The sequence below is a fragment of the Microbacterium sp. CFBP9034 genome (assembly GCF_034045255.1).
Lineage (GTDB): Bacteria > Actinomycetota > Actinomycetes > Actinomycetales > Microbacteriaceae > Microbacterium.
This window is the reverse complement of sequence record NZ_JAXCWC010000002.1, coordinates 769,961-789,538: the sequence shown is the minus strand read 5'-3', so window position 1 is coordinate 789,538 and position 19,578 is coordinate 769,961. Positions and strand designations below refer to the sequence as shown.

Below are 19,578 nucleotides of genomic sequence, written 5' to 3'. Positions count from 1 at the left end.
GCTCGTGCGCACCACCAATCCGAAGGCGTCTCCGCTGCGAACAAGCAATGTGACGCCGGGGCCGACCCTGCGCAGAAGGGTCCGATCATGGCGACCAGTCGCAGAGAACGTCTGAAGTTCCTGTCGCTCGCGGCGCTCGCGGGCGTGGTGAGCGCAGCCGTCTTCCTTGCCGTCGCCGAGTGCGTCGCACTTGTCGTCGCTCGCGAGAGCAGCCCGATCCTGGCGATCGGCTCGTTCGTCATCGACATCGTGCCGCAGCCGTTCAAGGAGTTCGCGATCGCGACCTTCGGCGAGTACGACAAGATCGCCCTGCTCGCGGGCCTCGGACTCGCGGTGTTCGTCGCTGCCGTCATCACGGGCATCGCGCAGTTCCTCAAGCCCCCGCTGGGGGTGATCCTCCTGGTGATCGCCGGCGGGCTCTCCGTCGCCGCGATCGTCACCCGGGCCGGCGCGACGCCGTTCGCCGCCCTTCCCCCGATCGCGGGGACGCTGGCCGGCTGCATCCTCCTCACCTCCCTCGTCACCCGGCTCCGCCGTTGGGCGGGCGTGGCTGCGGGTGCACCCGCCGTCCCGGAGACCGCCCCACTCGCCGACCGGCCCTTCGTGCACCCTCCGAAGAGTGCTCCGGCCGTCGAGGAGCGACCCGGAGGCCTGGACAGACGGTCCTTCTTCCGGATCACGGCCATCGCCGCGGCATCCGCCGTCATCGTCGGCATCGGCGCACGGGTGGTCAACGCCACGACGTCGTCGATCGCGGGCGTGCGCAAGGCTCTCAACCTGCCCGCTCCGCGATCGACCGTCATCGTGCCCGACGGCGCCGAGCTCGACATCGAGGGCATCTCGCCGCTGTTCACGCCGAACGCCGACTTCTACCGCGTGGATACGGCCCTCACCGTCCCCTCGATCGATCCGGCCACCTGGCGGCTCGTGGTCGACGGGATGGTGGACGAGCGGGTCGAGCTGACCTTCGACGACCTGGTGGGCATGGGCCTCGACGAGTACTCGATCACCCTCACCTGCGTCTCGAACGAAGTAGGCGGCAACCTGCTCGGCAACGCCAAGTGGCTCGGTGTGCCCGTGCGCGACGTGCTGAAGATGGCGGGTGTCCGATCGGGCGCCGACATGGTGCTGTCCACGAGCGTCGACGGATTCACCGCGAGCACTCCGCTGAGCTCGCTCACCGACGAGGGGACGGATGCCATCCTCGCGGTCGCGATGAACGGCGAGCCTCTGCCCCTCGAACACGGGTTCCCCGTGCGCATGGTCGTGCCCGGGCTCTACGGCTACGTCTCCGCGACCAAGTGGCTGACGGAGCTCAAGGTCACGACCTTCGCGGACGACGAGGCCTACTGGACCCCGCGCGGCTACAGCGCGGAGGCGCCGATCAAGTTCTCATCGCGCCTGGATACGCCGCGCACCGGCACCGCCGTTCCCGCCGGCCGCACGGCGATCGCCGGAGTGGCGTGGGCCCAGACCGTCGGCATCGAGCGTGTGGAGGTCAGCATCGACGACGGCGACTGGCAAGCCGCGACCCTCTCGTCGCCGGTGAACGAAGACACGTGGGTGCAATGGTTCCTGGACTGGGACGCCGCGGCCGGCAGCCACTTCATCACGGTGAGGGCGGTGAACAAGAACGGCGACCTGCAGATCGAGGAGCGTGCGCCCATCGCGCCCAACGGCTCGTCGGGCTGGCAGCGCACGCTGGTGCAGGTGACCTAGCGAGCGAAGAGCCGGTCGGGATCAGTTCCGCTGGTCGAGCGCCGTGCGGGCCGTCCGACGGGCGTGGGCGCTGAGTTCGTCGCCCCGCCGGTCGAGGAACTCGCGCAGGCGCGCGGCATCCACTCTCCCGATCTCGCGCAGCGCAACGCCGACGTTCGTCTGGACGAGATGCTCGGGATCTGCGGCGAGGATGTCGCACAGCGCGAGGGGGTCGTCGAGATCGCCGGAGCGGATGATCCAGAAGGCCGCCGTGACGGCCGCACGGCGATGCCACCAGTCAGGTGAGCGTGCCAGCTCGAACAGCACGTCGCGGGGCTTGTCGAGCAGGTACCAGCCGACGACGCGGGGCGCTGACCGGTCGATGTAGTCCCAGGTGTCGATGCGGTCCAGCCGTCGCATCCAGAGCTCGTACAGCGCCTGGCGGTCCACACCTTTCCGGCGAGCCTGGAAGTCGAGGATCGACACCGCGACCATCCGCAGCTCGTACACGTCCGAGTCGAGGAGGCGGTCGACCTCGGAAAGAGGCATCCGCTCGTTCGCCTTCGCGATGTCGAAGACCGTCCCCATCCGGACGCCGATCACCTCGGTGGCGTCGTCCGTCAGGCGCGCACGGATCTTGGCACGCTGGTCGACGGATGCCTCGGCCTCCAGCGCCGCCCGCACCGCTTCCGCCGTGAGCGGCTCAGGCACGGTCGAGCCGCTTCTCCATCTCGAGCTCCCGGCCGTTCTGACCGTCGATGGTTCCCCCGGTCGGCTGGAAGCCCATCCGGGCATAGGCGGCCCGGGCGCGAGCGTTGTCCTCGTGCACGTCGAGGACGAGCTCGGTGCATCCCTGGGACGCTGCCCACTCGGCGGCGGCGTCGAGAAGCTCGCCGAGGAGACCCTGCCCGCGGCGGGACGGCGCGATGTAGACGGCGACGATGAGGGCCGTTCCCTCATCGCGGATTCGGCCGAAGTAGTCGGGGCGTCCCGGCTCGGGCACGAGCACCGTGACGGTTCCCACCCACGTCGGCCCGGCCTCTGCGATGAACTGGGCCGCGGAGCCGGTCAGCGCGGCGACGACGGCCCGCTCGTCCCAGAACTCATCCGGACGCGCCGCTGCCTCGTCGCGCGTCTCGAGGAAGGCGATGCCTGCCGCCGGGTCGCCGAGCGCTTCGAGCCGGAGCGCGCGCAGCCGCGCGCCGTCGCTCGCGAGCACACGGCGGATGTGCGCGTCAGGCACCGGACTCCGCGAGTTCCGCGCCGGCGTGGGCGAGCTCGGCGAGCGCTGCGTCGCTGGACTCGGCGGCGACGCCGGCCACCAGGTCCGTCAGCACCCGCACGTGCCGGCCGTGCTCGATCGCGTCGAGCACGGAGGCCCGCACGCAGTAGTCCGTGGCGAGGCCGGTCACGTCGATGTCGACCACGCCGTGCTCGTCGAGCAGCTGAGCCACCGTCGTGCCATCGTCGGTGGTGCCCTCGAACAGGGAGTACGCCGGCTTGCCCTGGCCCTTCTTGACGTGGTGCGTCACGGCACCGGTGTCGAGCCCCGGGTCGTACTCGGCACCCTCTGTGCCACCCACGCAGTGCACCGGCCAGGTGCCGACGAAGTCGGGCTCGGGGTGGAAATGCCCGCCGTTGTCGTTGTCGGCATCGTGCCAGTCGCGCGAGGCCACGATCACGGCGTACTCCCCCGCGTGGGCGGCGAGATGTCGCGTGATCGCCTCGGCGACCGCGTCACCGCCGGACACGGCGAGCGCCCCGCCCTCGGTGAAGTCGTTCTGGACGTCGACGATGAACAGCGCCTTGCTCATGATTCGAGGGTACGCCGGTACTCCTCCCGTGTGAGCAGGTGTCCGTCTTCGGCGACCGGCGAGGGCTCGACGGTGGGGGCCGCACCGTCGTTGCGCCACAGCTTCGACGGCCACCAGATCGCGCGGCCGATGTCGTACGACAGGGCCGGTACGAGGAGGGACCGCACGACGAACGTGTCGAGCAGCACACCGAAGGCCACGATGAACGCGAGCTGCGCGAGGAACAGGATCGGGATCACGCCCAGGGCGGCGAAGGTGGCCGCCAAGACGAGGCCCGCGGACGTGATGACACCGCCGGTCGCGACGAGTCCTCGAAGGATGCCGGGTCTCGTGCCGTGGACGAGCGACTCCTCGCGCACCCTCGACATGAGGAAGATGTTGTAGTCCACGCCCAGCGCGACCAGGAACACGAACCCGTAGAGCGGCACGGCGGGGTCGGCGCCCGGGAACCCGAGCACCTGGTTGAAGACCAGCGCGCTCACGCCGAGTGCGGTCGCGAACGACAGGATGACGGTCGCTATGAGCAGCACGGGCGCCACGATCGATCGCAGCAGCAGCATGAGGATGAGCAGGATGACCAGGAGGATGACCGGGATGATGACCGTCCGGTCCCTGATCGACGTGTCGTTCGAGTCGATGTCGGTCGCGGTCTCGCCGCCGACGAGGGCCGTGCCCGCACCCAGCGAATCATCGAGGTCGGCGCGGAGCTCGCGCACCGTGTCTTCGGCCGCGAGGGAGTCGGCGGCATCGGTCAGAGTGCCGATCACGAGGACGTCGCCGTCCGAGACGGTCGGCGCGGGTGCGGGCGTGCCCGGTGGCCCGACCGCGGTGAACACCGGCTCGCCGTCCTCGACCGCGACGTCGGCCTGGCCGGTCGGAGAATCCTCCGAGGCCACGGCCACCGAGTCGATCCCGTCGCTGGCATCGAGCACCTCGACGGTCGCGGCCAGGTCCTCCTCGGGGACGATGACGTACACGGGGCTTCCCGATCCCGCCGGGAAGTGCTCGGCGAGCACCTCCTGACCGTCGCGCGCCTCGGATGCCCCGAGCACGAGGTCGCTCGAAGGCACGCCGTCCGCCTTCAGCTGGGTGAGCCCGAGCGCACCGATCAGCAGGACGATCGTCGAGATCACCCAGACGGCCCGGGTGTGCCGTGCGATGAACCGCGCCTGGCGGGGCCACAAGCCCTTGACCGGCTCGGTGAGGTCGTCGGGGATCATCGCCAGCGGCTGCTTCGGGATGAAGGGCCAGAAGGCGCTGCGGCCGACCAGGGCGAGGAGCGCGGGCAGGAACGTCAGTGCGGACAGCACGGAGAAGGCGATCCCGATCGACGCGATCGGGCCCAGCGCCCGGTTCGTCGCGAGGTCGGACAGCAGCAGGCACAGGAGGCCCGCGATGACCGTGCCGCCCGAGGCGAGGATCGGCTCGAAGGCTCCGCGCCAAGCCCTGGTCGTGGCATCCCACCGATTCGCGCCGTCGGCGATCGCCTCGCGGAACCGTGCGACATAGAGCAGGGCGTAGTCGGTGGCGGCGCCGATCACGAGGATGAAGAGGATGCCCTGCACCTGCCCGTTGAGGACGACGATGCCGGCCTTGGCCAGCCACCAGACGGTCAGGAGCGCGACGCACAGCGCAAACACCGAGGTCAGCAGCACCAGGACCGGCAGCAGCGGCGACCGGTAGACGATGACGAGGATCACGAACACGGCGATGAGCGCCACGGCGAGCAGCAGGCCGTCGATGCCGAGGAAGCCTTCGACCAGGTCCGCGGTGAAACCCGCCGGACCGGTCACCCAGCCCTCCATGCCCTCGGGAAGGTCGTCGGCGACCAGGGTGCGGATCTCCTCGACGATGTCGCTCACCTCGCCGCTCGCGTCGATGGGCACGAAGATCTGCGCCGCCGCGCCGTCGTCCGAGACGATCGGCGGGGAAACACCGTCTTTCACCCCCTCGATGCCGGCGATGTCGTCGGCGAGGGTCTGCACGTCGGCGAGCTCCGCCTCGGTCAGATCGCCCTCACCGGTGACGACCACCACGGCGGGGATCGTGTCGTCGCCCAGAAAACCGGGGAGCTGCTCGTTCACCTGCGTCGCATCCGCGCTCTCCGGCAGGAACGACGACCGGTCGTTGGACGAGACCTCGTCGACTTTCCCGAAGTAGGGACCGCCCATCGAGCCGACGACGAGCCAGACGAGGACGAGCAGCGACGGAATGCCGATGCGAAGCCACCGGCTGGGCAGGCGACGCGAGCGGTGAGGAGAGGCCATATCGCTAGCTTATCTAGCGAAATAGGTTCTGCGCACCATCCGTATGCTGAAAGGCGATGATCTCGGCAGCCCTCGCTCTGGTCGGCGCCCTCATCTACGGGGCCGCGGACTTCTTCGGCGGCCTCGCCGCCAAGCGTCTCCGCTCGATCGTGGTCACGGCTGTCGCCGCGCTGTCGGGCCTGGCTGCGCTGGTCGTCGTGCAGCCTCTGATCGGCGGCGAATGGGCCGGACCCGATCTGGCCTGGGGCGTGCTGGCGGGGTGCTTCGGAGTGGCGGCCGTCGCCCTCCTCTACGCCTGCCTGGCGATCGGGCCGATGAGCATCCTCTCCCCACTCACGGCCGTCGTGTCGGCGATCGCGCCGATGCTCTGGGGACTCCTGATCGACGACGAGACGCTCTCCCCGGTGGCCTACGCCGGACTCGGCGTCGCCCTCGTCGCGGTGGTGCTCGTCGGCTTCATCCCGGGCGAGAAGGTCGTGCGTCCCAGCGCACGGGGCCTCCTCATGGCGGTGGGGGCGGGACTCGCCATCGGCGGATTCCTCATCGCGGTCGACCAGACGTCGAGCGAGAGCGGACTCGTGCCCCTCGTGCTGAGCCGCGCCACCACGCTCACGGTCACCGTCGCCATCGTCGGCGTGCTGGCGCTCGTGGCGGTGCGTCGCGGGCAGGGCGCGGCATCCGTCCTCGCTCCCCCGGGCGCCGCTGAGACGCCGGGAGCGACGTCGCTCGCACGGGCGTGGTGGCTCGCGATCGCGTGCGGCGTGGTCGATGCCGCCGCCAACGCGCTGATGCTCATCGCACTGCGGGCGGGCGACCTGTCGATCGTCTCCGCGCTGACGGCGCTGTATCCGGCCGGCACCATCCTGCTCGCAGCACTCGTGCTCCGGGAGCGGGTCGCCGGTGTGCAGTGGCTGGGGCTCGGCCTGGCCCTCGTCGCGGGCGGGATGCTGGCGCTCGGCTGATCGCCGTGCGGGTGGGCTCAGCCGCGTGTGAAGAGCAGCACCCCGGAGGTGACGAGCGCGACGACGCCGACACCGACCAGCCCGAGCGACAGCAGTGCGAACGCTCGCACCGATGGCGAACCCGGAGTCAGCCGCATCCGCCCGATCTTCCCGCGACGGTAGTAGATGTCGGCCATGTCCTTGCCCGCCAGCGCGCGCTCCTGCTCGTGAGAGAGATGCGACTCGTTCACGCCGCCGTCCTGGTCGAACCAGCGCACGATCCGGCCGTGCTCGGCGTCTTCGACCACGGCGCGCGCGGGCAGCCAGGTGCCGTCGACCAGGTGCATGATGAGGGCGATTCCCGCGAGCAGCGCACCGAGGCCGAACCCGACCCAGGAGAAGATCTCGACGAGGGCGTCGATCGCAGAGTCCATCGGATCCTCACCGGGTGTGCGGGTACGAAAGAGGCCCGCCAGAAGCGGGCCTCCACTGTCCGAGCCACCTAAGGGAATCGAACCCTTGACCTATTCATTACGAGTGAATCGCTCTGCCGACTGAGCTAAGGTGGCGCGCTTCGCTTGCGCTATGCACGATCAACGATCTTACAGGGTCGCAGAGGTGCTCGCGAACAGCCGCCCGGCTCCCGGTGTCGACGTGTTACGACCCGATTCGGCCCTCGCGGGAGCGCGACGTAGCGTCGAGGCGGTACCGCGACGGAGCGAGCGCGGTCGAGCGATCGTGTTCGTGTTCCGACAGCCGCCGCGGACCACGACGCACAGGAGCACCAGATGTCCAAGAAGTTCACGATCGCGGCCGCAGCGGCCCTTCCCCTCGCCCTCCTCCTCGCCGGGTGCGCCGGCACGAGCGATGCCGGCAGCGGCGACGCAGGCACCACCGACGAGGTCGTCCGCATCGGCGTCGTGGGCGCCGGCGACCCGTACTGGGAGACCTACAAGGAGGCCGCGGCCGCCGAGGGCATCGAGATCGAGCTCGTCGACTTCAGCGAGTACACACAGCCGAACCCGGCTCTCTCCGCGGATGAGCTGGACCTCAACCAGTTCCAGCACGTGATCTACCTCGCGACCTACAACGTCGCCAGCGACGACGACCTGCAGCCCATCGGGGCGACGGCCATCTACCCGCTCGGCCTGTACTCGTCGCAGTACGACTCCGTCGAGGACATCCCCGACGGCTCCACCGTCGCCGTGCCGAACGACGAGAGCAACCAGGCTCGCGGCCTGCTCGTGCTCCAGTCCGCCGGCCTGATCGAGCTCGCGGACGGCGGCTCGATCTTCTCCACCGTCGCGGACGTGGAGCCGTCGTCCAAGGTCAAGGTCGAGGCCCTCGACGCGGCCCTCACCGCCACCTCGCTGCCCGACGTGGCGGCGGCCATCATCAACAACGACTTCGTCGCCGACGCCGGGCTGACGTTCGACGACGCCATCGCCGTCGACGACCCGTCGGACCCGAACGCGCTGCCGTACATCAACATCTTCGCCGCACGCGCCGAGGACGCCGAGAACCCGACGTACCTCAAGCTCGTCGAGATCTACCAGAGCACGCAGGACGTGCTGGACGGCGTCCAGGAGGCATCGGGCGGCACCGCCGTCTTCGTCGACACTCCGGCCGCCGATCTCGTCGCGTCGCTCACCGACGTCGAGGACGACATCCGCGCCAACCAGTAGCACCAGCCGTTCCGTCGCCTGTGCGGCCCGTCCGATCGGTCGGGCCGCACAGGCACGTCTCCAGGAAGCACCATGAGCCTCATCCGTCTGAGCGGGGTCTCCAAGACCTTCCCGCCCTCCGCCAAGGACGCATCCCCGGTCACCGCGGTCGACGACGTCGACCTGACGATCGACGCCGGGGAGGTGTGCGGGATCATCGGGTACTCCGGTGCGGGCAAGAGCACCGTGCTGCGTCTCGTCAACGCCCTCGAAACGCCGACCGCGGGCACCGTCGAGATCGACGGCCGCGACATCACGGCTCTCCGAGAGCGCGAGCTCCGGGAGCTCCGCGCCGACATCGGCATGATCTTCCAGCAGTTCAACCTCTTCGAATCGCGCACGGTCGCCAAGAACGTCGCCTACCCGCTGGAGATCGCAGGGCGCTCGCGGGCGGAGATCTCCACCCGCGTCGACGAGCTCCTCCGCTTCGTCGGTCTCGCCGACAAGGCCCGCAGCTATCCCGAGCAGCTGTCCGGGGGCCAGAAGCAGCGCGTCGGCATCGCCCGCGCCCTCGCCACGAACCCCCGCATCCTCCTCGCCGACGAGGCCACCAGCGCCCTCGACCCCGACACCACCCAGGAGGTGCTGGGGCTCCTCACGCGCGTCACCCGCGAGCTCGGCATCACGATCCTGGTCATCACGCACGAGATGGACGTCATCCGCACGCTCGCCGACCGCGTGGTCGTCATGGAAGCCGGCCGCATCATCGAGAGCGGCCCCGTCTTCGATGTGCTCTCGGCTCCGCAGCACCCGTCGACGCGGCGATTCGTCTCCAGCATCATCGAGGACGTGCCCGTCGGCGAGCAGTTGCGCACCCTCCGTGAGCGGCACCCCGGCCGGATCGTCACCTTCACCATCCGCGACGGCGACGTGACGCAGTCCGACGTCTTCGAGGCGCTCTCCTCGCACGGCGTGCGCTTCGAGCTCATCCACGGCGGCATCAACGACATCCGCGGGCGGGTCTTCGGCCACCTCACCCTCGCGCTCACCGGTGCCGACGACGCGGTCAGTCGGGCCATCGCCGCCGCGTCGGAGTTCGCGCCCCTGATCGAGGAGGATGGCCGTGGATAGGCTCATCGACCTGCTCCCGGAGCTGTGGGCGGCCACCGCCGAGACGCTCTACATGGTGACGTTCAGCCTGCTGCTCGGCGGCCTGGGCGGTCTCATCCTGGGGGTGGCGCTCTACGCCACCCGTGCCGGCAGCCTCTTCCCCCATCGCGCGTTGTTCGGCACCCTCAACGTCATCGTGAACACGGTGCGCCCCATCCCGTTCGTGATCCTCCTCACCGCGCTGCAGCCGCTCGCACGGAGTCTGGGCATCCCCGGTATCGGCACCAACTTCGGCGTCTTCGTGATCTCGGTCGCCTCGCTCTTCGCGATCAGCCGGATCGTCGAGCAGAACCTGCTGACGGTGCGCCCGGGCGTCATCGAAGCCGCCAGGGCGGCCGGTGCCAGCCGCTCCCGGATCCTCTTCCGGCTCGTCCCCCGCGAGTCGCTCGGCCCGCTCATCCTGGGCTACACGTTCATCGTCGTCGCGCTCGTCGACATGACGGCGATGGCGGGCGCGGTGGCCGCGGGCGGCCTCGGCGACTTCGCGATCGTCTACGGGTTCAAGCAGTTCAACCCGTGGGTGACGTGGTCGGCGGTCGTCGTCATCATCGTGATCGTGCAGGGCGTGCAGTTCCTCGGAAACGCCCTCGCCCGTCGCGTGCTGCGCCGCTGACCCTCTCGCCGACCGGTCTCTACTCGCAGACGAGCCCGTCCTCCGGAACCGTCCCGTCGAGCAGATACGTCTCGACCGCCTGGTCGACGCACGCGTTGCCCTTGTTGTACCCCGTGTGGCCTTCGCCGACCCGCGTGACCAGGACGCCGGATTCGAGCTGCTCCGCGAGGGCGACCGACCACTCGTACGGCGTGGCCGGGTCGTTCGTGGTGCCCACGACGACGATCGGCGCCGCGCCGGCGGCCGCGATGGGCTCGCGGATGCCGGTGGCCGGGTAGGGCCACACCTCGCACGGATCGGGCCCGGCCCAGTACGGGGCGACGGTGGGAGCTTTCTCGGCGAGCAGCGCCTCCGCTGCGGCGACTTCCTCCTCGGTGGAGTCGACCGGGTAGTCCATGCAGTTGTAGGCCCGGAACGCCTCGGTGGAGTTGTCGAGGTACGCGCCGCCTTCGCGGTTGAAGTAGAAGTCGGCCAGCTGGAACGCGGTCTCGGCTTCACCCTGCAGCGCACCGTCGAGGGCGAGCGTGAGGTACTCCCAGCTGTCCTCCGAGTACAGCGCGGCGACGATGGCGGTCATGAGCGAATCGGCGCCGAGCATGCGGCCGTCCGAGTTCGGGATGGGGTCGCGGTCGACCGAGGCCAGGAGGGCGCCGAGGTCGAGCATGGCCTGATCGACGGTGCCGCGGAACGGGCAGTCGCTGCCTTCGAGGCAATCCGCCATGTAGGCGCGCAGAGCCGACTCGAACCCGACGCCCTGGGTGATCCCGACGTCCAGCCCCGAGATCGACGGGTCGATCGCGCCGTCCAGCACGAGGCGTCCGACGCGATCCGGGAACAGCTTGGCGTACGTCGCGCCGAGGAAGGTGCCGTAGGAGTAGCCGAGGTAGGAGAGCTCGCGGTCGCCGAGCACGGCGCGCAGCAGATCCATGTCGCGCGCGGCGTTGTCGGTGGTGACGTACGGCAGGATCCCGTCGCTCGCGTCCTCGCACGCCTCGGCGAAGGCGCTGTGCCGGTCGAGCAGCTCGCCGGTCCAGGCATCCGACCCCCGCGTGTTCTCGGCGATGTCGAAGAGGTACGCGTCCATCTCGTCGGCGTCGTAGCAGCGCACGGCGGTGGACTCCCCCACCCCCCGCGGGTCGAACCCGATCACGTCGAACTGCTCGCGCAGGGGCTCGCCCACCGCGTACTCCAGGGAGTCGCGGATCAGCCCGACGCCGCTCGCACCCGGTCCGCCGGGGTTGGTGAGCAGTGAGCCGATGGCTTCCCCGCCCGTGGCGCGGCTGCGGATGATCGACAGCTCGATGTCGCCCTTCGCGGTGTCGGACCAGTCGAGGGGCGCCGTGACCGTGGTGCAGTCCAGGCCGTCGCCGCAGTCCGTCCAGGCGAGCGACTGCCCGTAGTACGGGAGCAGCTCGGCGGTGACGCCCTCGGTGTCGGGTGCAGGACTGGCCGTCGAGACCGGTCCGTCTTCCGGGATGAGGACGGAGACGCACCCGCTCAGGGCGAGCGACGCCACCGCCAGCCCGGCGATGATGCCGGCGAGGCGTCGAGCACGACGAGGAGTGTTCACGGGGTCCTTCCGCTCGCGACGGTCACGAGCATGCTCTCGAGGGCGAGGGTCGGAGCGGCATTGAGTTCGACGTTCTTGCGGGTCTCGCCGATCCGGTCGACGACGGCGAGGGTGCGATCGGGCGTCCACGCTTCGGCGAGTGCCCGGAGATCGGGCTCGAGCTCGCGATTGATCAGCTCGGTGTCGCGACCGAACTGCAGCATGAGAACATCGCGGAACATCGACTCGAGATCGGTGAGCACGCGGTCGATGCCGTCTCGCAGGCTGCGTGTGGCGCGGCGCTTCTGATCGTCCTCGAGGGCCGACAGCTGCGAGCGCACGGTCGGCGGCACCGGCGTGCCCGCGGCGATGCCGAGCGTGCGCAGCAGACCGGCCCGCTCCGCCTCGTCCCGCTCGGTGGTGAGCGCCTTTGCGTCGTCGGTCGCGGCCTGCACGATGCGGCCGGCGACCTCGACCACGTCGCCGACGCCCCGCACGCGGAGCACCGCGCGCAGCGTGTCGTCGCGGCGGGCACGGGCCGCGGCATCCGTCGCCAGCCGCTGCGCCATGCCGATGTGGCGCTGGGCATGCCGCGCGGACTGCTCGGCCGTGGCGGGATCGGCTCCGGTGCGCTCGACGATCAGTCGCGCCACGTCGGCGACATCGGGTTCGCGCAGCCGGAGGGTGCGGACGCGCGAGCGGATCGTGGGCAGCAGGTCGGCGTCGCTCGGGGCGCACAGCACCCAGACCGTCCGCTCGGGCGGCTCCTCGAGCGCCTTGAGCAGCACGTTGGAGGTGCGCTCGGCCATGCGATCGGCGTCTTCCATCACGATGACCCGGTACCGGCCGAGGGAGGGAGAGAAGTACGACCGCTCCACGAGCGCCCTGGCGTCTTTGATGGAGATGATGACGCCCTCGGTGCGCAGGGCGGTGAGGTCGGGGTGCGTGCCGGCGAGGACCTGTCGCATCGCGTTCTCGTCGCCCTCTTCGGCGATCAGCGCGGCGGCGAAGGCGTAGGCCAGCGTCGAGCGGCCGGAGCCGGGAGGGCCGGTGATGAGCCACGCATGGGTCAGGGCCGCGGGGTCGGATGCCGCGTCCTGCAGCGCCGCGACCGCGTCGTCCTGCCCCCAGACCGCACCCCACGGCACGTCGGAGTGCACCGTCGCGGTCGTCGGGCTCGCCGTGGCATCCATCCCGCTCAGCCTAACCGCCGCGTCCGACGCGTCCGCCCGGGCATCAGCCCAGGAGCGGCCGCACGCGGTCGCGCACCGCCGCCGCCAGCTGCTCGGCCGGGAGCGTGGCATCCAGCACGAGGAAACGGTCGGGCTCGGCCCCCGCGAGCGCGAGGAACTCCTCGCGGACGCGGGCGTGGAACGACTCGCGCTCGGCCTCGAGCCGGTCGAACGGCTTGTCGTCGGCGTCGAGTCGGGCGCGCGCCGCCGCGGGGTCGAGGTCGAGGAGGACGGTGAGATCGGGAAGCAGCCCCTCCGCCGCCCAGAGGGACAGATCGCGCACCTCGTCGCGGCCGAGGACCCGTCCGGCGCCTTGATATGCCACCGAGGAGTCGAGGTACCGGTCCTGGATCACCACGTCGCCGCGCGCGAGCGCCGGGCGCACCACCGTCTCGATGTGGTGAGCGCGGTCGGCCGCGTAAAGGAGCGCCTCGGCGCGCGGCGCGACCTCGCCGCGGTGATGGAGCACGATGTCGCGGATGAGCGCGCCGACCTCCGTGCCCCCGGGCTCGCGCGTGCGCACGACGGTGCGCCCGGCGTCTGCGACCCACTCCTCGAGGAGCGTCGACTGCGTCGTCTTGCCCGCACCGTCCCCGCCCTCGAACGTCACGAACAGGCCACCCGTCGTCCGGGGGTGGGATGCCGCCGCGCTCACTTCTTGGCCGGCGCCTTCTTCGTCGTCGTCTTGCGCGCGGTCGTGCGCTTGGGAGCGGGGCCCTTGGCACGCTTGTCGGCGAGCATCTGGACGGCGATCTCGTACGTGATGTCGTCGGGCGTCTGGCCGCGCGGGATCGTCACGTTGGTCACGCCGTCGGTGACGTACGGGCCGAACCGGCCGTCCTTCACCTTGATCGGCTTCTCGCTCACGGGATCGTTCTCGAACTCCTTGAGCGCGCTGCTGGCGCCGCGCGCCCCGTACTTCGGCTGGGCGTAGACCGCGAGCGCCTCGTCGAGGGTGATGTCGAACAGCTGCTGCTCGCTCTGCAGCGTGCGCGAGTCCGTGCCCTTCTTCAGGTACGGGCCGTAGCGGCCGTTCTGCGCGGTGATCTCGGCGCCGGACTCGGGGTCGACCCCCACGACGCGCGGCAGGTCGAGCAGCCGCAGCGCGGTCTCCAGGTCGATGGTGTCGACCGACATGGACTTGAACAGCGACGCGGTGCGCGGCTTGGGCGCGACTTCCTTCTTGGCCCCGCGCTTCTTCGGCGCGGGCTCGGAAGCCTCGACGATCTCACCGGTCGCCTCGTCGACCTCTTCATCGGCAGGCGGATCGCTCTCCTGCACGTAGGGGCCGAACCGTCCGTCCTTCACGACCACGAGCTTGCCGGTCGCCGGGTTCTCACCGAGCACGCGGTCACCGGCGACGGGGGCGTCGATGAGCTCCTGCGCCTTGGCGGGAGTGAGCTCGTCCGGCGCGAGATCCTCGGGGATGTTGACGCGACGCGGGTCGCCCTCGGGATTGTCGGCGTCGGGCAGCTCGAGGTACGGGCCGTACTTCCCGAACCGGAGGGTCGCGACGTCGCCGATCGGCGTCGAGTTGAGGGCGCGTGCGTCGATCTCGCCGAGGTTCTCGACGATGTTGCGCAGCCCCACCTGCTCCTCGGAGCCGAAGTAGAAGTCCTTGAGCCAATCCTCGCGCTTCTGCTCGCCGCGGGCGATCGCATCCAGGTCGTCCTCGAGCGCAGCGGTGAAGTCGTAGTCGACGAGGTCGGCGAAGTGCTCCTCGAGCAGACGCACGACGCTGAACGCGAGCCAGCTGGGGATGAGGGCCTGACCGCGCTTGGTGACGTAGCCGCGGTTGATGATCACGTCGATGATGCTCGCGAACGTCGAGGGGCGGCCGATGCCCTTCTCCTCGAGCGCCTTCACCAGGCTGGCCTCGGTGTAGCGCGGCTTGGGGCTCGTCGAGTGGCCCTTCGCCTCGGTGTCCTTGAGGCGCAGCACGTCCCCGACGGCGAGCACGGGAAGCGACTGCTCGTCGGCCTTGTCGGCGTCGCCGCGCTTCTCGTCCTTGCCCTCTTCGTACGCCTCGAGGAACCCCTTGAAGGTGTAGACGGTGCCGGATGCCGTGAACTCCGCGCGACGGCCGCCCGCGTCGACGCTGAGCGTGACGGTGGTGGTCTCGTACTTGGCGTCGGACATCTGGCTCGCCATGGTGCGCTTCCAGATGAGGTCGTAGAGGCGCTGCTCATCGCGGTCGAGCTCACCCGAGACGGATGCCGGCGTGCGGAACGTCTCGCCCGAGGGGCGGATCGCCTCGTGGGCCTCCTGCGCGTTCTTGCTCTTGCTCGCGTAGGTGCGGGGGTTCAGCGGCACGGCCTTCTCGCCGTACATGGCGACCGCCTGTTCGCGCGCGGCCTGGATGGCCTGCGTGCTCAGCGCGGTCGAGTCTGTGCGCATATAAGTGATGAAGCCCTTCTCGTAGAGACGCTGGGCGACGCTCATGGCGTGCTTCGCGCTCATCGAGAGCTTCCGACCGGCTTCCTGCTGCAACGTGGAAGTGGTGAACGGAGCGCGCGGGCTGCGTGTGCCCGGCTTCGCTTCGACGTTCGCGACGGATGCCTCGGCCGCCGCGTCGATCGCCGCAGCCAGTTCGCGCGCCTGCGCCTCGTCGAGGACAAGCACCGCCTTCTTCAGCTCACCGCGGTCGTCGAAATCGGTGCCGCGGGCGAGCGACGCGCCGTCGACACGGGCCAGACGCGCGGCGAAGGACTCCGCATCCTTCACCGCGAGCGTCTCGATGTCCCAGTAGGACGCCGACACGAAGGCCATGCGCTCGCGCTCGCGCTCCACGACCATGCGGGTCGCGGCGGACTGCACACGGCCGGCCGACGTGCCCTGCTGCACCTTGAACCACAGCACGGGGCTGACGTCCCAGCCGTACAGGCGATCGAGGATGCGCCGGGTCTCCTGCGCGTCGACGAGGGCGAGGTCGAGCTCGCGCGTGTTTCCGACCGCCGCCTGGATCGCGTCCTTGGTGATCTCGTGGAACACCATGCGCTTGACGGGGACCTTGGGCTTGAGCGTCTGGAGAAGATGCCACGCGATGGCTTCGCCCTCGCGGTCTTCATCGGTGGCGAGCAGGAGCTCGTCCGCACCCTTCAGCGCCCGCTTGAGCTCGGCGACGGTCTTCCGACCGCGCTCGCTCTCGACGTAGTAGGGGTCGAAGCCGTTGTCGATGTCGATGGAGTACTTGCCGTACGCCTCCTTCTTATCGGCCGGAATGTCCTTCTTGTCCGCGAGATCACGGATGTGCCCGACCGAGCTGAGCACCTCGTAGCCATCGCCGAGGTAACCCTGGATCGACCTCATCTTCGTCGGTGACTCGACGATGACGAGCTTCTTGCCTTCTGCCAACGGGGGCGTCCTTTCTTCGTCGCAAACCATACACGCCAGTTATCGGAGTGGTCGCTGTGAGCTCTGCGTGCGTGCTCCATGTGACGACGCCCCGCCCCGCGCTCACGGCGGCGGACCGGCACGCGCGGACGCGGCCGCAGGCAACGCGCCGAAGCGCGCCGAGACCGTCACCGTGGCGATGAGTCCTTCGACGTCGCAGGACTCGATCGCGGCGCCGCCGGACGCCGCCACCTCTTCAGCGCGGACGCACGGCACGCCGATGACCGCGCCGGATGCGGTGTCCGCGGCGGCGAGGGCGGCGGCATCCGCTGTTCCCGCCAGACGCTGCCCGAACACCGCCCCCGCGGCAACGGACAGGAGGCCCACCGTGAGCACGGCCGCGCTGCCGACCAGCCCCGCCGACAGGACGGCGCCGGGCATCAGAGCCCTCCGGCGAGCGCGCAGCCCGTCGCGCTCAGCCGCACGGAGAGCAGGGCGGGAGCGGATCCGGTCACGCACACGAGGTCGCCGCGGTGCGCGATGACGGCCGCGGCCCCCGGCGCGACGGACGACACCACCGCGTGCACGCGGTCGTCGGACTCGCCCCGCGCCGCCAGCCGTGCGGCATCGGAGACGGCGTCCTGCAGTCGCACGTGCCGCGCTCCGGCGCCGAGCGCTCCCATCCCGAGCAGCAGGACCAGGGCGACGGCCGGCAGCGCCACCGCGAACTCGGCGACGACGGAGCCGGTGTCGTCGCCGAGTCGGCGGCGGTTCACGCGACGGTGAGGGCGCGGCGCACGAGATCGGTGAGGATGCCGCGCACCTCATCAGACCTCATGATCACGACGAGGAGCCCGGCGAAGGCCACGGCGGCCATCGTCGCGATCGCGTACTCGGCGGTCGCGGCGCCGGTGTCATCGGTGAGCACGTCGGCGAACAGCCGCGCGGCACGGCGAGGGGTGAGAGGCGGAAAGGACATGTCTGCTCCAGTCGGTCGAAGGGATTCGGGCACGGTTCGCGGGCACGGCGTCGTCGGGCGCGTCACAGCGAGAGCGGCATCGTGGACATCACGCTGAGCATCATCGGCGCGACGCCGAGGAAGAGGAATGCGGGCAGCGTGCACACGCCGAGCGGGAGGAGCAGGCGCGACGAGAGCCGCGCCGCCCGGAGGCGCCCCTCGATGCGGGCGCGGTGCCGGGCGAACGCGGAGGTGGCGCGCAGCAGCTCGACGGCGGGCACGCCCGCGCTGCGGGACAGCGCGAGCACTCCCTCGGTCGCGGGATCCGCCGTCACTCCCGCCGCCCGCACGAGGGCGATGGCGCGCTCGACGGAGACGCCCCCGCTCAGAGCGATCGCCAGCAGCTCGGACTCGAGTCCGGCGATCCCGCCCTCCATCCGGGCGCGGCGCACCAGTGCCGCCGTCCAGCGCTGCGCGCCGACGATGAGCGCCACGCCCGCGGCCAGGCACACCAGCCCCAGCGGCTGCCCGAGCAGCACGGCGAACGTGTCGAACCCCAGCGCCGCGCCCAGCCCGACCGCGACCAGGGGCAGCCACCCCATGAGCCTCGCCGTGCCCGCCGGCTCGGCGAGCGCCACGCGCACGTCATCGGCGGCCTCCTGCGCATCGCGGAGCGCCGTCGCGAGACCACGCAGGCTCTCGGCGAGCGGAGCGCCGACGGTCGTCGCCACGCGCCAGGCCGCTGCCACCTCGCGCCACGCACGAGCAGTCTCGTCGGAGGCGCCGGGTGCGCGCTGCGACGGCTGTACAGCCCCGGCCTGCACGATGGCGTCGGCGAGCGGCATCCCGTCGTCCATCGACGCCACCACCCGCGCGGCCGGCGTGTCGCCGGACGCGGCCAGGTGCGACCACGCCCGTGCCGGCGACATCCCGGCCTGGAGCAGCACCGCCAGTCGCAGCACGGTCTCGGTCGCGTCGGAGGCGGACGCCTTCGGACCTCTCACTCGGGCGCCCATGACACCTCCTCGACAGCGAGCCGACCCGCCGTGTCGACGAACGGTCGCCCCACACCGGCGAGCCGCCGCACGCCGTCGGCGCCGCGCTCGATGTGCAGGATGCGTCCGATGGCACTGGCCACCTGGCGGGCCAGTGCCCGGTCGTCCAGCCCGGCCAGAGCGCCGAGCGCCTCGAGCCGGGCGGGGACGTCGTGCAGCCCGTTGGCGTGGAGTGTGCCCGCACCGCCGTCGTGACCCGTGTTGAGGGCGGACAGCAGTTCGCGCACCTCTTCACCGCGGCACTCCCCCACCACCAGCCTGTCGGGGCGCATGCGCAGGGCTTCTCGCACGAGCCGCGCGAGGCCGATGGCGCCGACGCCCTCGAGGTTGGACTGCCGCGCCTCGAGCCGCACATGGTGCGCGTGGTCGATGCGCAGTTCGGCGACATCCTCGATCGTGACGATGCGCTCGTGCGAAGGAGCCTGCCCGAGCATGCTCGCGAGAAGCGTGGTCTTCCCGGCGCCGGCCGCACCGGTGACGAGGATGTTCTCGCGCCGGCGGATGAGGTCTTCCAGCCCGGCGCGCGCCGGGGCGTCGAACATGCCCGATGCCTGGAGCTCGTCGAGCCCCGGCCGCTCCATCCTCGGAACGCGGATCGAGATCGCGGTGCCCTCGGGGGCCACCGGAGGCAGCACCGCGTGGACCCGCACGCCACCGTCGAGACGCACGTCCACGCAGGGAGTGGCGTCATCGATGTGCCGGCCGCCGAGCCCGATGAGGGCGATCGCGAGATCGCGCACCTCGTCCTCCCCGGCGTGCCAATCCGCGGCGGCGACGGGGCCGGAGCCGCGATCGACGAAGAGGCCGGTCCCGCCGTTGACGAAGAGGTCGGTGACATCAGGATCGTCCAGATACGCCGCCAGGGGCGCGAGCGAAGGATGCCGCGGCCTGACGGCGGGTCGTCGCGGCGGCGGGCTCGGCATCCATCCTGATTCCTGACCGCTCGGGGTCCCGACCTCGATCGCCGTCTTCCGAACGTTCGGAGCGCATGGCTCCTGCGGGCGGACGACGACGAACGGCTCGGGCATGCCTTGAAGGTAGGAGGAGCTCCCTCGCCGCGGAGCGCGTGGGAGAACGACTGTGGAGACGGCTGAGCGGCGCTCGCCTGGGGAGGAGCGGGATGCTCGTCGACCACCCGGAGAAAACAGGGGCGGCATCCCATGGGGGGAATGGGATGCCGCCACGCGCGACACACCACTTCGGGGGGTGATTGGGTGCCGCAATGCCAGAATCGATGTTCGGCCGCTCGACAGCATATGCGAGGAAGGGGTCCTTGCAAAACAC

The 19,578-nt window shown here is 70.6% G+C and carries 19 protein-coding genes and 1 tRNA gene; 5 read left to right on the top strand and 15 right to left on the bottom strand.

Translation table 11 applies throughout. The features are described 5' to 3' along the window. Nucleotides 1–87 precede the first annotated feature (87 nt). Nucleotides 88–1,719 (top strand): molybdopterin-dependent oxidoreductase, encoded by a 1,632-nt coding sequence (locus SOM19_RS14925; RefSeq protein WP_320487373.1) that lies wholly within the window; start codon nt 88–90, stop codon nt 1,717–1,719. Nucleotides 1,720–1,740: 21 nt separating this feature from the next. Here SOM19_RS14925 and SOM19_RS14920 read toward each other — a convergent pair whose 3' ends face one another. The 4 genes from SOM19_RS14920 to SOM19_RS14905 are packed head-to-tail and all read right to left on the bottom strand — an operon-like array spanning nt 1,741 to nt 5,779. Next, the gene (locus tag SOM19_RS14920) at nt 1,741–2,409 is read right to left on the bottom strand and encodes a DNA alkylation repair protein (protein WP_320487372.1); all 669 of its coding nucleotides are present in this window, start codon (nt 2,407–2,409) and stop codon (nt 1,741–1,743) included. Next, nucleotides 2,402–2,941 (bottom strand): GNAT family N-acetyltransferase, encoded by a 540-nt coding sequence (locus SOM19_RS14915; RefSeq protein WP_320487371.1) that lies wholly within the window; start codon nt 2,939–2,941, stop codon nt 2,402–2,404. The genes SOM19_RS14920 and SOM19_RS14915 overlap by 8 nt, the downstream gene beginning before the upstream one ends. After that, nucleotides 2,934–3,512, bottom strand: coding sequence for an isochorismatase family protein (locus SOM19_RS14910; protein ID WP_320487370.1), 579 nt, complete (start codon nt 3,510–3,512; stop codon nt 2,934–2,936). Before SOM19_RS14910 ends, SOM19_RS14915 begins: the two co-directional genes overlap by 8 nt. Next, entirely contained in the window at nt 3,509–5,779 is a 2,271-nt protein-coding gene (locus SOM19_RS14905; RefSeq protein WP_320487369.1) for an MMPL family transporter, read from the bottom strand. Before SOM19_RS14905 ends, SOM19_RS14910 begins: the two co-directional genes overlap by 4 nt. 56 nt (nt 5,780–5,835) lie before the next feature. Between SOM19_RS14905 and SOM19_RS14900 the strand changes: the two genes are divergently transcribed. Next, nucleotides 5,836–6,741, top strand: coding sequence for an EamA family transporter (locus SOM19_RS14900; RefSeq protein WP_320487368.1), 906 nt, complete (start codon nt 5,836–5,838; stop codon nt 6,739–6,741). A 17-nt stretch (nt 6,742–6,758) separates the two neighbouring features. Here SOM19_RS14900 and SOM19_RS14895 read toward each other — a convergent pair whose 3' ends face one another. Both SOM19_RS14895 and SOM19_RS14890 read right to left on the bottom strand, forming a co-directional pair. Continuing rightward, on the bottom strand, nt 6,759–7,154 hold the full coding sequence (locus tag SOM19_RS14895) for a hypothetical protein (RefSeq protein WP_320487367.1): 396 nt from the start codon (nt 7,152–7,154) through the stop codon (nt 6,759–6,761). Nucleotides 7,155–7,216: 62 nt separating this feature from the next. After that, nucleotides 7,217–7,289 (bottom strand) — tRNA-Thr (locus SOM19_RS14890). 219 nt (nt 7,290–7,508) lie between these two features. On the opposite strand from SOM19_RS14890, the gene SOM19_RS14885 reads away from it, so the two are divergent. The 3 genes from SOM19_RS14885 to SOM19_RS14875 all read left to right on the top strand — a co-directional run bounded on the left by SOM19_RS14885 (nt 7,509) and on the right by SOM19_RS14875 (nt 10,167). After that, nucleotides 7,509–8,405, top strand: a complete 897-nt coding sequence (locus SOM19_RS14885) for a MetQ/NlpA family ABC transporter substrate-binding protein (protein ID WP_320487366.1) — start codon at nt 7,509–7,511, stop codon at nt 8,403–8,405. A 72-nt stretch (nt 8,406–8,477) separates the two neighbouring features. Beyond that, entirely contained in the window at nt 8,478–9,515 is a 1,038-nt protein-coding gene (locus SOM19_RS14880) for a methionine ABC transporter ATP-binding protein (protein WP_320487365.1), read from the top strand. After that, nucleotides 9,508–10,167 (top strand): ABC transporter permease subunit, encoded by a 660-nt coding sequence (locus SOM19_RS14875; RefSeq protein WP_320487364.1) that lies wholly within the window; start codon nt 9,508–9,510, stop codon nt 10,165–10,167. Before SOM19_RS14880 ends, SOM19_RS14875 begins: the two co-directional genes overlap by 8 nt. A gap of 19 nt (nt 10,168–10,186) precedes the next feature. Here SOM19_RS14875 and SOM19_RS14870 read toward each other — a convergent pair whose 3' ends face one another. The 9 genes from SOM19_RS14870 to SOM19_RS14830 form a co-directional block, all read right to left on the bottom strand. Next, entirely contained in the window at nt 10,187–11,737 is a 1,551-nt protein-coding gene (locus tag SOM19_RS14870; RefSeq protein ID WP_320487363.1) for an alpha/beta hydrolase, read from the bottom strand. Further along, nucleotides 11,734–12,909 (bottom strand): DNA polymerase III subunit delta', encoded by a 1,176-nt coding sequence (locus SOM19_RS14865; RefSeq protein ID WP_320487362.1) that lies wholly within the window; start codon nt 12,907–12,909, stop codon nt 11,734–11,736. The genes SOM19_RS14870 and SOM19_RS14865 overlap by 4 nt, the downstream gene beginning before the upstream one ends. Nucleotides 12,910–12,952: 43 nt before the next feature. Then, nucleotides 12,953–13,603, bottom strand: a complete 651-nt coding sequence (gene tmk, locus SOM19_RS14860; RefSeq protein ID WP_320487361.1) for a dTMP kinase — start codon at nt 13,601–13,603, stop codon at nt 12,953–12,955. Next, nucleotides 13,600–16,302: a type I DNA topoisomerase gene (gene topA, locus SOM19_RS14855; protein WP_320487360.1), complete on the bottom strand. Its 2,703-nt coding sequence runs from the start codon at nt 16,300–16,302 to the stop codon at nt 13,600–13,602. Before topA ends, tmk begins: the two co-directional genes overlap by 4 nt. 102 nt (nt 16,303–16,404) lie before the next feature. Next, nucleotides 16,405–16,722 carry a helicase gene (locus tag SOM19_RS14850; RefSeq protein WP_320487359.1) on the bottom strand — a complete coding sequence of 106 codons (318 nt, stop codon included), beginning with the start codon at nt 16,720–16,722 and terminating at the stop codon, nt 16,405–16,407. Next, complete coding sequence (locus SOM19_RS14845) at nt 16,722–17,057, bottom strand: TadE family type IV pilus minor pilin (protein ID WP_320487358.1); 336 nt, start codon at nt 17,055–17,057, stop codon at nt 16,722–16,724. Before SOM19_RS14845 ends, SOM19_RS14850 begins: the two co-directional genes overlap by 1 nt. Then, nucleotides 17,054–17,260: a DUF4244 domain-containing protein gene (locus tag SOM19_RS14840; protein WP_320487357.1), complete on the bottom strand. Its 207-nt coding sequence runs from the start codon at nt 17,258–17,260 to the stop codon at nt 17,054–17,056. The genes SOM19_RS14845 and SOM19_RS14840 overlap by 4 nt, the downstream gene beginning before the upstream one ends. 62 nt (nt 17,261–17,322) lie before the next feature. After that, complete coding sequence (locus SOM19_RS14835; protein ID WP_320487356.1) at nt 17,323–18,255, bottom strand: type II secretion system F family protein; 933 nt, start codon at nt 18,253–18,255, stop codon at nt 17,323–17,325. Further along, nucleotides 18,240–19,322: a TadA family conjugal transfer-associated ATPase gene (locus SOM19_RS14830; RefSeq protein WP_414683659.1), complete on the bottom strand. Its 1,083-nt coding sequence runs from the start codon at nt 19,320–19,322 to the stop codon at nt 18,240–18,242. Before SOM19_RS14830 ends, SOM19_RS14835 begins: the two co-directional genes overlap by 16 nt. Between the last annotated feature and the right edge of the window lie 256 nt (nt 19,323–19,578).

Bases quoted from the DNA above. Each gene is read 5' to 3' on its own strand.
- SOM19_RS14885 (WP_320487366.1), top strand. From the start codon at position 7,509: ATGTCCAAGAAGTTCACGATCGCGGCCGCAGCGGCCCTTCCCCTCGCC.
- SOM19_RS14925 (WP_320487373.1), top strand. From the start codon at position 88: ATGGCGACCAGTCGCAGAGAACGTCTGAAGTTCCTGTCGCTCGCGGCG.
- SOM19_RS14865 (WP_320487362.1), bottom strand. From the start codon at position 12,909: ATGGATGCCACGGCGAGCCCGACGACCGCGACGGTGCACTCCGACGTG.
- SOM19_RS14905 (WP_320487369.1), bottom strand. From the start codon at position 5,779: ATGGCCTCTCCTCACCGCTCGCGTCGCCTGCCCAGCCGGTGGCTTCGC.
- SOM19_RS14840 (WP_320487357.1), bottom strand. From the start codon at position 17,260: ATGTCCTTTCCGCCTCTCACCCCTCGCCGTGCCGCGCGGCTGTTCGCC.
- SOM19_RS14895 (WP_320487367.1), bottom strand. From the start codon at position 7,154: ATGGACTCTGCGATCGACGCCCTCGTCGAGATCTTCTCCTGGGTCGGG.
- SOM19_RS14910 (WP_320487370.1), bottom strand. From the start codon at position 3,512: ATGAGCAAGGCGCTGTTCATCGTCGACGTCCAGAACGACTTCACCGAG.
- SOM19_RS14835 (WP_320487356.1), bottom strand. From the start codon at position 18,255: ATGGGCGCCCGAGTGAGAGGTCCGAAGGCGTCCGCCTCCGACGCGACC.
- SOM19_RS14900 (WP_320487368.1), top strand. From the start codon at position 5,836: ATGATCTCGGCAGCCCTCGCTCTGGTCGGCGCCCTCATCTACGGGGCC.
- SOM19_RS14880 (WP_320487365.1), top strand. From the start codon at position 8,478: ATGAGCCTCATCCGTCTGAGCGGGGTCTCCAAGACCTTCCCGCCCTCC.
- SOM19_RS14830 (WP_414683659.1), bottom strand. From the start codon at position 19,322: ATGCCCGAGCCGTTCGTCGTCGTCCGCCCGCAGGAGCCATGCGCTCCG.
- SOM19_RS14850 (WP_320487359.1), bottom strand. From the start codon at position 16,722: ATGCCCGGCGCCGTCCTGTCGGCGGGGCTGGTCGGCAGCGCGGCCGTG.